We start from the raw sequence: 13443 nt of genomic DNA on the forward strand, positions 1-13443 counted from the left end.
AGCGAGTTAAGTGAAGCAATGATTTATGGCTCATTGATTCGTCTTATGGTCAGGCGAATGGCATCTTAAGCTTTTGTTTACGAATCAGCTCTTAAAGCAGGTATAAGGCAATGGTGCGATTAAAACCGTGGCAGTGGGTCGTCTTAGCAATCCCGATCGCTTTCATCATTATTTTCTTATTGGTAGCCGCCGGTTCACAAATTCATGCGTGGGGCATTAATTGGATTTGGGGTGTATTCACCCTTTTATTTGTGGGTTGGCGTTGGCTGTTGGTCAAATGGACTCAACCAGCTGTTAACCAAGTGGAAGCTGTATTAGCCCAAGTCCGCGAAGAACTGGAATCGACAGCAGAGGATACAGTAGGGTCACCAGTGGGAAGTGATGTTACAAAGCAAGCAGAAACCGCATTTCAAGAGATACTGCAAGCAGCACAGAGCGATCGCCCGATTTGGGAAGACTGGCAAACTTTTTGGACGCGATGCCAGGATTTGGTTGTAGCGATCGCTCATATCTACAATCCTCAAATTCAATATCCGCTACTGAACATTTACGTCCCCCAAGCTTACGGGTTGATTCGGGGAACGGTGGATGATATGGATCAGTGGATGCAAAAGTTATCTCCTGTCCTGAATCAGGTGACGGTTGGGCAAGCATACCAAGGATACGAAGTATACCGGAAGTTGGAACCATCGGCTCGGAAATTCTGGAAAGCTTGGAACTGGGCACAATGGGTTTTAAATCCAGTGGCGGCGGTGGCAAAACAAGTCAGCAAGGGTTCTAGTAACCAGGCAACTCAGCAATTATTGGGGAATTTGAGCCAGTTATTCCGGGAAGCTGCCCTGAGAAACTTATGCCGGCAGGCGATCGCTCTCTACGGACGTGGGACATTACCAGCTTCAGCAACCGTTGTTTCCACACCAACTTTACCCCAGGTAAAAACCCAAACACTCCGAGAAATCCTGACTCAAGCTCAACCAGCCGAGGCAGTTGAGCAAAAACCTGTGAATATTCTGCTGGTAGGGCGCACGGGGTCGGGAAAAAGTAGCCTGATTAACACACTATTTCAGGCGGATTTAGCAGAGGTAGATGTTTTACCCAGTACCGATCGCATTCAGAATTACCAATGGCAGACTCAAAGTGGGGAAGCCCTGACGCTTTGGGATACACCTGGTTATGAACAAGTCAACCGTGCTGCTCTCCGAGACCTAGTGCTTGATTATGCCACCGATGCAGATTTGCTGCTGTTAGTTACCCCTGCTCTCGATCCTGCCCTCCAAATGGATGTAGACTTTTTGCAAGATATGAAAGCAGAAGTTGCAGATTTACCTGCGATCGCGATCGTTACCCAGGTAGATCGTCTGCGTCCCATCCGCGAATGGCAACCGCCTTATGATTGGGAATGGGGCGATCGCTCCAAAGAAATTGCGATTCGCGAAGCCACTGAGTATCGCGCCAAACTGCTGGGAAACTTCTGTAATCTAGTTCTACCTGTGGTTACATCTGACAGGAAAACAAGTCGAACCGCTTGGGGAGTGGAGGCGCTATCGTTGGGATTAGTGGATGCGATCGCACCTACCAAGCAACTCCGTCTCGCCCGCTTTTTGCGTAACCTCGAAGCCCGTACCATCGCTGCTGCCAAAATCATCGACCACTATACCTTCCAAATGACGACAACACAGGGACTAACGGCATTGCTCAAAAGTCCTGTCCTCCAGTTTGTTTCTACCCTCTCAACCGGATCTCCAGCCCTAGCCTATATGCTGGCGGAGCAAATTCCCGTGGAACAGTTGCCGATTGTGATTGGGAAACTCCAAATGGGATATGAGCTTTTCTCGCTTTTGAATACAGGTAACCTTAACCCGCTCAACTTTGAATTGGTATCCCTTTGGCCGCTACTGCTGGAAAACTCCGCTTCACCCGACCGCAACGCCTGGGCATTTGGTCACGCCCTAGTGGAGTACTGGACTCAAAATTTGACAGTTAAACAACTCCGAGAGCGATTTGAGTATTATCTATCAATTTCCAAATAATCTGTCTGCCTTGAGGAATTAATGTCCTTGACACTTAAGCAGGTTGATTACCCTGGAAAATCTTAGTCGATTACACCTTTGTTCCTTTTTGTTTCTCCCGATGCTAAATCCTCACCGTTTTGATATGATTCTTAAGCTTAAAACGATGCAAAACCAGATTATCGCTAACTTTTAAAGATACCCCTTTATAATCAACTAAAGGGGTATCTTATATGATGTCACGAGTTTTTATCTATTACTTAACAAACAACTGTTGTCCGAGCTTGCTTACGGTCTTCAGGTTTTCGTTTTATGACAATCTCTACATCATTATCTAAATCATTCAAAAATTGAAATAATCTATCAATTGAAAAGCCTGAAAGTCTGCCTCTTACCAATGCTGAAATTTTTGGTTGATCAATTCCTAAAAGTTCAGCAGCTTGGATTTGTGTTAATTTACGGAAAGTGATTGCTTCACTGATTTTGCGTGCTAGTTCAGCTTTCACTAATCTTTCTTCATAATTAGGTAAACCTAAGTCAGCAAATACATTTCCACTGCTAGTATAAACGCTATTTTCTTTAGTCACTTATTTACTCCTTTTGTTTAGCAGCTTGTTCCGAATAGTCTTCCTGGGCGGATTTTAACCTCTTTTTTACTAAATCTATATCTTGTTGTGATGTACCAATACCATGTTTTGACTTCTTTTGAAACGCGTGTAATAAGTAGACAAACCCCGCAAATTTTACAGTCTACACTGCTCGGTATGTATCTCCATCAAAATCATCTACAACCTGTAAAACCCCGCCTCCTTTAAAACCGTGCAGGGGTTTTGCATCGGGATGCTTACCCCCATGTTGTGCTACATCAAGGGCGTAACCCATTACGTCTTGTACGTCTTCAGGGAAATCCTTTAAGTCATCTAAAGCGCTTCCAATCCATTTGAAAGCTTTTTGGTGCGTTTGGCTCATGTAATAGTTAGTATGCTAGATTTAGCATACTATGTCAATAGGTAAATCAGTTGTATCAAAACTAGTACACCACTACCAGCTATTTCTGAATTTAGTTACAGATTGGAAGTGACTGACGAGCAGGTGTTGGGAGGGGCGGCGGCGTTGGCGATGCTGTCGCCGATGAGCAAAAATGTCAGGAAATATAACATTTACAGCCAGAGGCTGTAAACAAGGATTTTCTCTAGTATTTTAGCTGAAGTTGATACGCATTATATCTGTGCGCTCTTACAGTTAATTGTATTTTGAAAAAAAGCTTTGAATCTAACAGCTAAAAAGTCACCACACTGCGAATTGATTCACCTTTGTGCATCAACTCAAAAGCATCATTAATTTGCTCAATTGGCATCACATGGGTAATCAAATCATCAATGTTTATCTTACCTTCCATATACCAATCAACAATTTTCGGCACATCTGTACGTCCTCTAGCGCCACCGAATGCTGAACCTTTCCAAACGCGCCCAGTTACTAGTTGAAAAGGACGAGTACTGATTTCCTGTCCAGCACCAGCAACACCAATAATCACGCTGACGCCCCAACCCTTGTGGCAACATTCTAATGCTTGACGCATAACTTTGACATTACCGATACATTCAAAACTGTAATCAGCACCGCCTTTTGTTAAATCAACCAGATAGGGAACTAAATCACCCTCTACTTCTTGGGGATTGACAAAGTGCGTCATGCCAAACTTTTCTGCCAAGGCGCGTTTGCTGGGATTAAGATCCACCCCGACAATCATATTTGCTCCCACCATCCGCGCCGCTTGGATGACATTTAAACCAATACCACCCAAGCCGAAAACCACGACATTTGCTCCTGGTTCCACCTTGGCAGTATTGATGACTGCACCAACACCAGTAGTCACACCACAGCCAATGTAACAAACTTTATCAAATGGGGCGTCTTCCCGAATTTTTGCCAGGGCGATTTCCGGCAGCACTGTATAGTTGGCAAAAGTGGATGTACCCATGTAATGATGAATCATCTGCCCATCGATACTAAAGCGACTGGTGCCATCGGGCATGACACCCCGTGCTTGAGTTAGGCGAATAGCTTGACAAAGATTAGTTTTGAAGCTTAGACAATATTCGCACTGACGGCATTCGGGAGTGTAGAGGGGAATCACGTGATCCCCTGGTTTGACGCTAGTCACACCAGCGCCTACCTCTACTACCACACCAGCACCTTCATGTCCCAAAATTGCCGGAAACAAACCTTCGGGATCGTCACCAGATAGGGTAAAGGCGTCGGTATGACAAACCCCGGTGGCTTTAACCTCAACTAATACTTCCCCAGCTTGTGGTCCCGATAGTTGAACGGTTTCAATCGTCAACGGCTTACGTGCGCTGTAAGCTACTGCTGCTTTAACTTCCAACCTCAGCCCTCCTGTATAGTTTTTTCACGTTCTTCCGAGTGCTGAAGCACGGCGATTATTTCACTTAAACATATTGAGCGCATGATAAACTTTTGTATCACTTCCTCGTATTTACTAAGGACGATCGCCCCTATAACGATAAATATCACTTTGTTAAAATATCATTCTGTAGCTAAATTGGTTAAAGGCGGCAACAGCTGTTTTGGCAACGATGTAAACTTGATGTCAGCAGCAACCCCCAAATAATTTGTCCACCCCTCAAATAATACATTTTGTCACAGCTTATGAACCCTGCCCTCACTCAAATTGGCGCTCAAATGTCCAACCTGACTGGCGTAAGAGCAATCATGAAGGATATTATCGAAACATTACGAGCAGGTGCAGGGCAGCAGTTTATTAATTTGAGTGCTGGTAATCCGTTGATTTTGCCAGAGGTAGAGCAGTTATGGCGGGATTGTACTGCACAGCTTTTGGCTAGCCCAGAATATGGTGAGGTAGTTTGTCGCTACGGCTCAAGTCAGGGCTATGCACCATTAATTGAAGCGATCGCTAATGATTTTAACAAACGCTACGGGTTAAACTTAAGTGATCGCAATATCCTGATTACCCCCGGTAGTCAAACCCTCTACTTTTACGCTGCGAATACCTTCGGTGGCTATACCCCTAGCGGCGAGTTAAAACAAATTGTTTTGCCCCTCTGTCCTGACTACACAGGTTACGGTGGTATCTGCTTAGTTCCAAAAGCCCTAATCGCCCACAAACCGACTCTTGATATTGATGCACCTGCCCACCGATTTAAATATCGCCCCGACTTCAGCCAACTGTCGATTACAGAAAACACGGGTTGTGTCCTCTTCTCTCGCCCCTGTAATCCCACTGGCAATGTCCTCACTGATGATGAGGTGAAAAAGATTGTTGCCCTGGCTGCGCCTTACAATCTGCCGGTGTTAATTGACTCGGCTTATGCACCTCCCTTCCCAGCATTAAACTTTACCGAAATGACACCAGTGTTTGGTGATAACATCCTCCACTGCATGAGTTTATCAAAAGCGGGATTACCTGGAGAAAGAATTGGTATTGCCATTGGGGATGAAAAGTGGATTGAGGTGCTGGAGTGTTTCCAAGCAAATATGAGTCTCCATTCTTCACGTTACGGCCAAGCGATCGCAGCTTTTGCAATCAATTCTGGTGCTTTAGTGGAAATTTCTCACACTGTCATCCGTCCCTTTTACCAAAATAAGTTTACAGTTTTAGAAACCAGCTTAGAACAAGCAATGCCCAAGAATTTACCTTGGTTTCTCCATCGCGGTGAAGGAGCAATTTTTGCTTGGTTGTGGTTAGAGGATCTACCCATCAGTGACTGGGAATTTTACCAGCAACTCAAGCAAGTAGGTGTGATTATTGTCCCTGGAAGTACCTTCTTCCCTGGTTTAGAGGAAGAGTGGGCGCACAAGCACCAATGCTTCCGGATCAGCCTTACCGGCAGCGATGAGGAGATTGCCACTGGTATGCAACGTTTAGCAAAAGTGGCTGAAGAAGCTTATCAGCGTACAGTTGTGAGTGCGTAGTAATGAGGGAGTGGGGAGAAATCAATTCAAAATTCAAAATTCAAAATTCTACTCCTACAGAGAAGCAAGCTACGCGCAGCGTCTCGTAGAGAAAAAAAGACTCGGAGAGATGTAGCTTTAGCTTCCCGGAGGGTGGGAGATGAGGGAGATGAACCAATACCCATGCCTAATGACTAATGACTAATGACTAATGACTAATGACTAATGACTAATGACTAATGACTAATGACTAATGACTAATGACTAATGACTAATGACAAATTAGATGATTGGCTAGAAATTGGTAAGATTGTTGCCCCTCAAGGATTATCTGGGGAATTACGGGTTTATCCTGTATCTGACTTCCCCGAAAGATTTGAGGTGCCGGGAAAACGTTGGTTGTTGCGTTTAGGTGACACAGAACCACAACCAATCGAATTATTGACGGGACGTTACATCAGTAACAAAAACTTGTATGTGATCAAATTAGCTGGTGTAGAAAATTGCGATCAGGCGGAGGCGTTGCGCGGTTGTAAGTTAATGGTGCCAGCAAGCGATCGCCCTCAATTAGGCGAAGATGAATATCATGTCCTCGATTTGATTGGCTTGGAAGTCTTCATGCAAGCATCTGGGGAACTCGTGGGTACGGTGGTAGATATCATCCCCGCTGGCAATGATTTGTTAGAAGTGAAGTTGCATAAATCATTTGCGACTGACAAAAAGCAAAAGACTGTTTTGATTCCATTTGTACAAGCGATCGCACCAGTGGTAGACTTGCCATCTGGTCGCATTGAAATTACGCCGCCACCTGGGTTATTGGAAATTAATAATTAGGTTATTTAATCAATAGCCTCACCGAACAGCCCTTAGTAGACATCGCTTTCCATCCTGTGCCAAGAGCGAAGGATTTTAGTCACTTGGCGGCTGTGGACATTCTGCGCCAGCACTTCCCTGAATTAAAGGTGCGGGTAGTGAACGTATTCGATTTGATGACACTACAGCCAAAAAGCCAACATCCTCACGGTTTGAGCGAAAAAGACTTTGACACGATTTTCACCACTGATAAACACATTATCTTTGCCTTTCAAAAATAATCTAAGCATATTTTCTGAGGTTGAAAATAATCGTTATTTCTTATCCTTAGTCTAGAATTCGCACTTAGGGTAATAATGTCGCGACTAACCTCTGAGCAAATAAACTACCAATTTTTACTCCTTACACACATGGTGTGTGCTGATGAGCAGATTCACAGCGAGGAAGCAAAGGCGCTACGAGAGTTAGCACAGAAGACAAACATGGAAACACACACCATCAAAGAGATGGAGAAAATATTGAGTCAAGATGAAAACTTTGTATCTGTTGAGAATGTAGCACGTCAAATCCAACAGGGTGAGCAAAGTGAGGCAATGCAACAGATGATAGCTATTGCCTATATTGATGGTTATTTTTCACCATTAGAACGGCAGATGGTAGACCATGTTGCAAAAATTTGGAACTGGCCAAATTCAGAAATTGAAAGGTTGCTTAAACAAACCGAAAAATTTAATCCAGTTAAATTCGCTTGTTCCAATAGAGACAAATCAGAATTATCTGTTGGTGCGCGTCTTTTAAAGGGGATAGATTCAGTTTTATCTCGTGCATTAGTAGATAACTTAGCAAAAGTTGCTCCGGAAAATCTTGGACATAAAATTGGTCAACTGCGGAAGGAAATATTACTAGCAGGACCTGGATATGACGATGCAATCCAGCAATGTACAATTATAGCAAATGAAAATTATAAGTATGCAGAAAATTCGCTCCAAAGCGCTTATTCTGCGCTTGCAGGGTTAGCTAAAAATCTTGAAAAATATACTGAGGAGATACAAGAAAGAACAAGTAGTAAAGGACAAGATAATACTGCCAAAGAAGTAGCAAAACAGCTTGAAAGTACCAGAAACGATCTGACGGTTAAAACTCTAAAAGAGCTTGAAGGGGTAAGTGAATCTCTGCGTGCAAAACAACGTGCTTTAAACCATTTTAGTATAGCTTTTATAGGTAAAACTAAAGCAGGCAAAAGCACTCTCCACGCGATTATTACAGGTGATGGCTGGGATGCTATTGGTGTAGGTAAACAGCGTACGACTCGTTTTAATCGGGTTTATGAATGGAAAAATATTCGGATTATTGATACTCCTGGGATTAGTGCGCCTGGTGGTAAAAGTGATGAAGAAATTGCTGAGAGTATTATCGAAGAATCTGATGTTATTTGTTATGTAGTCACAAATGATAGCATTCAAGAAACCGAATTTAAATTTTTACAGCTTTTAAAAGAAAAAGCTAAACCCCTGATTATATTACTTAACGTTAAAAATAATCTCCGGGACACTCGAAGGTTAGAAAACTTCTTAAAAGACTCAGATAAATTGTTTGTAATGAATGGTGCAAGCGGTTTAGGTGGACATATTGAACGCATCCGTCGCTATGCCAAACAGCATTACGCTAACGACTACTTTGAGATTATTCCTGTAATGCTTTTAGCTGCACAAATGTCACGCGAAATTGAACATCAACAACATAAAGACGAACTATTTAAAGCAAGCCGTATACAGGATTTTCTTGATGCTATTCGGGTGTCTTTAGTTGAGCATGGAGTAATTAGACGTTCTCAAACCTTACTTGGTTCTACAGTTGGTGCAATTGAGGAGCCTAACAAATGGGTGACTGAGCAATTAGAAGCTTATCAAAACTTGACTAACCACTTGAAAAATATGCGTGATAAGTTTCAAGAGGGAATTACAAAAGCATATAGAGATAATCAGGAATATTTAATACAGCAAATTAAGACAGTGTTTAAGGATGTATTCGATACAATTCAACCTTTTGCAGAAGAAAATTGGGATGCTGATGAAAATAATTTGAAATCAAAATGGAAAAATAGACTACAAGTATTAAAATTTCAAGATAGATTAAATAATGCTTTTGAAGAAAACGGAAAAAAATTCAATCATGAAGTTGAAGAATTACTAGAAGAAATTGGTACTGAATTCCAATTGATGGCTAGGTTAGGAGGAGAAAATTTCAATTTTAATAAACAAAGTAGTATTAAATTTAAAGAGATGTTACGTATTGGGGTTACTATAGTAGGCATTGCAACAAGTATCACAATGCTTTTTGCAGCACCTCCACTTGGGATTATTATGGCAATTGGTACTGTTATTAGTGCAATTACTAATTTTTTTAAATCTCAAAAAGAGAAGCAACGTGAAGCAGCAGAAAAGATTAGCCAATCTTTAAACAATCAATTAGAAGAGTATCAACAAAAAACTCTTGCTAAAGCTAAAGAAGAATTCAGTAGCTACTGTGATACTATAGCGGTTAATATTAATAAATACTTTAATGAATTGATTCAAGGTATAGAAAAAATAAGCAAGGAACTTGCAAAAGCTAAAAGTCAATTAGATAGCTCTACTAATTATCTTAATCGTGCTTATGCCAAGCGTATTATTGATTGGTGTGTTGATAAATACGAATTATTAACCGATGAAGATATTATCAAAACCATTGGGAGAGTAGAACGAGATTTTGGACGAAGCATAACAATCAAAACAAAATGTGAATTAAAGTTGAGAAAAAACCAAGAAACAATTAAGAGAGTTTTGCAAGAAGATATTTCTATTATTTTTCCAGAAATATCTATTAACTAGAAATTCATATAAAGTTAATATAAAAATAATAGTAGAAAATAAAAAATGACTCAAGAAAAAATATTTAAAGCTGCTGAAATAGCTGCAAAGTTCAAAAATATCTGCATCAAATTTGATAAAATTTTAGCTCAAGCCAATCATCCTGAATTTACAGCTATTCGTCATAAACTACGTGATGAAGTCAAAGAATATAGTAAAAATGGGATTCTTACGGTAGCTTTTGTCGGTCAATATAACGCGGGTAAATCTACAACTATTTCTGCACTTACAGGACGACGAGATATTAAAATCGATTCTGACATTGCAACTGATGCAACTGTTACCTATGACTGGAATAGTATCAAATTAATAGATACGCCAGGACTATTTACAGACCGTCAAGACCATGATGAAATTACCTATGAGGCAATTAATAAAGCTGACTTATTAGTTTTCAGTCTCACTTATATGCTTTTTGATTCAATCACAGTAGAAAATTTCAAGAAACTAGCTTATGAAAAAAGTTATCGCTGGAAAATGATGCTGCTCATCAATAAAATGTCTGATGAAGCAGGAGAGGAAGCGCAAAAAATTGCTAATTATCGCAAAAGTTTAGCAGATGCACTTAAGCCCTACAGTCTTGATGAATTTCCAGTCTGTTTTCTCGATGCAAAAGATTATTGTGACGGTGTGGATCAAGATGATGATTTTCTTATCGAAATCAGTCGTTTTCAAACTTTTATTGATGCTTTAAATAATTTTGTCGATCGCCGTGCTGCACTTGCTCGTTTTGATACACCAGTACGAATTGTTTTAGCTTCTGTAGATGAAGCCCAATTAAGCTTTACGCGCAATTCTGATCAAGATACCACTTTTTTAGAAGTACTGACACGATTATCTCGAACAGTGCGTAAGGAAAGAGAACGCTTGCGAACCAAATTTCATAGTATAAGCTTAGAAATGTCTTCTGCGATTGCTAAAGAGGGAATTAAGCTAGCAAATTCTGTAGGAACTACGACTAAGGAAGATTTTGAAACACTAAACAAGCAAATCGCTCTAAATGTGCCAAACCATTATGAAACTGCTACAGAAGAACTTAAAATAGTTGTAGAAAAGGCAGTTGACGAGATTAGCCAAGAAGTTAAAAAAGTGTTGCAGAGCAACCTTGCAAAGACATTTATCACTTGCTTAAAAAATACCCAAAAAGTATCTGCTAAAAATATTGATAATGATATCAGTGGTGAACGGCTGCAAGGTCAAGTTGAGGCGCTACAAAAAATTGGTGATGTGTTAGGAGCGCCTTGGGATAAATTTACTGCTGGTAGAGTTGCTTCTAGTGGTCAAGGTTTTTTAAATGCCACGAATGTAGCAGGTAGCAATCTCCATCATGTAGTTTATGGTGTAGGAAAATTTATTGGTGTGGATTTCAAGCCTTGGCAAGCCGTTGGTATTGCTAAGGATCTTGCTAATTTTACTATAGTACTTGCACCGATACTGTCAGTAGTTGGTGCTGGTTTAGATGCCCATTCCATGCAACAAGAAGCAGAAAGACAAGATAAAATGGCTGAAGAACGTCAAAAGATTACAAGCCAGTTTATTGCCATTGCGAAAAATCTTGAAAGTCAAATAGAAAATCTACTGGCAGAAGTAGAATTACAAGTTTACGGCGAGATTGACAAGCAAATTGCAGCCGCACGTCAACAAGAAGAAAGTGCGATCGCTGCTTCTAACACTTGGGTAAGACAACTTGCTGAAATTCGTCAAGATTTTGAGTCAATTCTTTGCGACATTACCAAAGCGACGAAAAATACAATGATTTGAAGAAGGAAGTAAAACATCCTGCCGTCGCCTCTATGAGAGCTTGTCTGGTGGGTATGAATGAATGGCTGGGTAATAGCAAATTTAATGAGGAAGAAATTGGGATTGCCCAAAAACTATCAACCTCTCGTTCGTGGGCTGATGCCAAGGAATGGCTTTGGGGAAGCTCTGCCTCCTTGGACTATAGGCAGAGCCTCGCTTATGGGCCATGCTCTGCATGGGAACGAGATCATGTCACCTTGGCAGGGCTACTCTTAACTCCCCACCCTCACCTAGCAATTTTGAGTTGTCGAGTACTAGTGAAACCCAAAAGCATTTGGGTAATTTTTTAACTTTACACTGACAATTACTTTAAGTAACTTAATGCATCAACTGCTACCCAATTTTATGGTTAGCGTTAGGATAGCTATGTATTTTTTGGAAGTATAAATATGGCTAAGACTTTTTATGTAAATCCAGTATCTGGTAGCAATACCAACCTTGGTAGCCAACAAGCCCCGTTCAAAACTATTACCCAAGCCCTCAAGGTAGCTACAGATAACACTAAAATTCAATTGGCAGATGGGAATTATAATGCTGCTAGCGGTGAAGTCTTTCCGTTAACGGTTCCATCTGGCGTGACAGTGGTGGGTAACGAAGCAAACAAAGGTAATGGTATTTTGATTGAAGGGAGTGGTAACTACCTGAGCCGTACTTTTGCTAGTCAGAATGTCACATTTGTGCTGCTGGATAAAGCTGAACTCCGAGGGTTGACTGTAACAAATCTAGCTAGCCGTGGTAGTGGTGTCTGGATTGAATCAACTACCCCTACTGTTGCTAATAGCACTTTCACAAAATGTAAGCGGGAGGGAGTATTTGCTACAGGCGAGGCTAACCCAGTTATTCTAGGTAATGTGTTCAGTGAGAATGCAGCCAATGGGATTGCGATCGCTAAAAATTCCAAAGGTCAAATTCAAGGTAATACCTTCTTCAAAACAGGTTTTGGCATTGCCATTAGTGATACTGCATCACCCATACTTCGAGATAACAAAATTTCCGAAAACCGTTCTGGAATTGTCATCTCTGGCAGTACTCGTCCTGTATTGCGTAACAATGTCAGTGAAAATAACACTGACGATGGGATCACAGTAATTGGAAGTGCCCTACCGGATATCGGCAGTACCAATAATCCAGGAGGCAATACTCTACAAAATAACGGTAAATTTGATTTGCAAAATGCCAGCTCCAACAAGCTGGTTTCCGTAGGAAATAAAATAAATGCCTCTAAAGTCACGGGAAACGTAGAATTTGCAGATAATTCGGTTCCGACACCTACGCCTACTCCGACACCCACGCCAACACCGACACCTACTCCCACTCCAACATCCACTCCAACACCTACACCTACTCCCACTCCGATACCCACCCCCACTCCAACGCCAACACCAATACCCACGCCAACACCAACACCAACACCCACTCCGACACCGACACCGACACCGACACCGACGTCTACTATCGAATTAACCGATATTGCGAATCATTGGGCAGGTGGGTTTATTCGGGAATTAGTCAAATTAGGGATAGTTAATGGTTTTCCCAATCGCACATTTAAACCGGATGCGACAATGACACGGGCGCAATACGCCGCATTACTGGTAAAAGCTTTCAACCCATCGCCAAACCGCCCCGTGATCAAATTCAAAGATGTACCAGCAGACTTCTGGGCATCCAAGGTAATTCAGCAAGCATATCAAGGTTTATTTCTCTCTGGTTTTCCCGACAATACCTTCGGCCCCAACAAAAATATCCAGCGCGTGCAAGTGATTGTCTCGCTAGTGAATGGATTGGGATTATCTTCTGATGGTACAGCATCTATCAAAGCTTTTGATGACCAAGCAAAGATTCCTGAATATGCCAAGGATGAGGTAGTAAAAGCTATAGACGAATGGCACTAAGAAAAGCTGAAATACTTGTCTGGTAAGGGGTTTAGCAAACTAATAGTTTTAAGGGCGGGAATCAGAATAATCTGCAACTCT

General features: G+C 41.5%; 9 protein-coding genes and 2 pseudogenes. 8 read left to right on the forward strand and 3 right to left on the reverse strand.

The features are described 5' to 3' along the window. The first annotated feature begins 110 nt into the window (after positions 1-110). Positions 111-2030: a GTPase family protein gene (locus tag V7K85_RS30095; protein ID WP_334819379.1), complete on the forward strand. Its 1920-nt coding sequence runs from the start codon at positions 111-113 to the stop codon at positions 2028-2030. A 239-nt stretch (positions 2031-2269) separates the two neighbouring features. Here the strand turns inward: V7K85_RS30095 and V7K85_RS30100 are convergent, their stop codons facing one another. The 3 genes and pseudogenes from V7K85_RS30100 to V7K85_RS30110 all read right to left on the reverse strand — a co-directional run bounded on the left by V7K85_RS30100 (position 2270) and on the right by V7K85_RS30110 (position 4398). Next, positions 2270-2596, reverse strand: coding sequence for a helix-turn-helix domain-containing protein (locus tag V7K85_RS30100; RefSeq protein WP_334819381.1), 327 nt, complete (start codon positions 2594-2596; stop codon positions 2270-2272). Positions 2597-2600: 4 nt separating this feature from the next. Further along, a pseudogene (locus tag V7K85_RS30105) lies at positions 2601-2978 on the reverse strand (type II toxin-antitoxin system RelE/ParE family toxin). Between the two features lie 310 nt (positions 2979-3288). Further along, positions 3289-4398: an S-(hydroxymethyl)glutathione dehydrogenase/class III alcohol dehydrogenase gene (locus V7K85_RS30110; protein ID WP_334819383.1), complete on the reverse strand. Its 1110-nt coding sequence runs from the start codon at positions 4396-4398 to the stop codon at positions 3289-3291. Positions 4399-4682: 284 nt separating this feature from the next. Here V7K85_RS30110 and V7K85_RS30115 point away from each other — a divergent pair, with 284 nt between their 5' ends. The 7 genes and pseudogenes from V7K85_RS30115 to V7K85_RS30145 all read left to right on the forward strand — a co-directional run bounded on the left by V7K85_RS30115 (position 4683) and on the right by V7K85_RS30145 (position 13362). Next, the gene (locus V7K85_RS30115; protein WP_334819385.1) at positions 4683-5966 is read left to right on the forward strand and encodes a valine--pyruvate transaminase; all 1284 of its coding nucleotides are present in this window, start codon (positions 4683-4685) and stop codon (positions 5964-5966) included. Positions 5967-6212: 246 nt separating this feature from the next. Further along, complete coding sequence (rimM, locus tag V7K85_RS30120) at positions 6213-6779, forward strand: ribosome maturation factor RimM (RefSeq protein WP_334819387.1); 567 nt, start codon at positions 6213-6215, stop codon at positions 6777-6779. Positions 6780-6787: 8 nt separating this feature from the next. Next, positions 6788-7030, forward strand: a pseudogene (locus V7K85_RS30125) (hypothetical protein); the annotation flags it as partial. Positions 7031-7168: 138 nt separating this feature from the next. Next, positions 7169-9628 (forward strand): GTPase, encoded by a 2460-nt coding sequence (locus V7K85_RS30130; RefSeq protein WP_334819389.1) that lies wholly within the window; start codon positions 7169-7171, stop codon positions 9626-9628. A 45-nt stretch (positions 9629-9673) separates the two neighbouring features. Then, positions 9674-11428 carry a GTPase gene (locus V7K85_RS30135; RefSeq protein WP_334819391.1) on the forward strand — a complete coding sequence of 585 codons (1755 nt, stop codon included), beginning with the start codon at positions 9674-9676 and terminating at the stop codon, positions 11426-11428. Further along, entirely contained in the window at positions 11425-11757 is a 333-nt protein-coding gene (locus V7K85_RS30140; protein WP_334819393.1) for a hypothetical protein, read from the forward strand. Before V7K85_RS30135 ends, V7K85_RS30140 begins: the two co-directional genes overlap by 4 nt. A 99-nt stretch (positions 11758-11856) precedes the next feature. Continuing rightward, positions 11857-13362, forward strand: a complete 1506-nt coding sequence (locus tag V7K85_RS30145) for a DUF1565 domain-containing protein (RefSeq protein ID WP_334819395.1) — start codon at positions 11857-11859, stop codon at positions 13360-13362. The last annotated feature ends 81 nt before the right edge of the window (positions 13363-13443 follow it).

This window comes from Nostoc sp. (genome assembly GCF_036917615.1).
Taxonomy (GTDB): Bacteria; Cyanobacteriota; Cyanobacteriia; order Cyanobacteriales; family Nostocaceae; genus Nostoc.

What these genes read in the sequence shown, in the direction of transcription:
- V7K85_RS30095 (WP_334819379.1), top strand. Translation starts at nt 111, where the DNA reads ATGGTGCGATTAAAACCGTGGCAGTGGGTCGTCTTAGCAATCCCGATC.
- V7K85_RS30115 (WP_334819385.1), top strand. Translation starts at nt 4,683, where the DNA reads ATGAACCCTGCCCTCACTCAAATTGGCGCTCAAATGTCCAACCTGACT.
- rimM (WP_334819387.1), top strand. Translation starts at nt 6,213, where the DNA reads ATGACTAATGACAAATTAGATGATTGGCTAGAAATTGGTAAGATTGTT.
- V7K85_RS30130 (WP_334819389.1), top strand. Translation starts at nt 7,169, where the DNA reads ATGGTGTGTGCTGATGAGCAGATTCACAGCGAGGAAGCAAAGGCGCTA.
- V7K85_RS30135 (WP_334819391.1), top strand. Translation starts at nt 9,674, where the DNA reads ATGACTCAAGAAAAAATATTTAAAGCTGCTGAAATAGCTGCAAAGTTC.
- V7K85_RS30145 (WP_334819395.1), top strand. Translation starts at nt 11,857, where the DNA reads ATGGCTAAGACTTTTTATGTAAATCCAGTATCTGGTAGCAATACCAAC.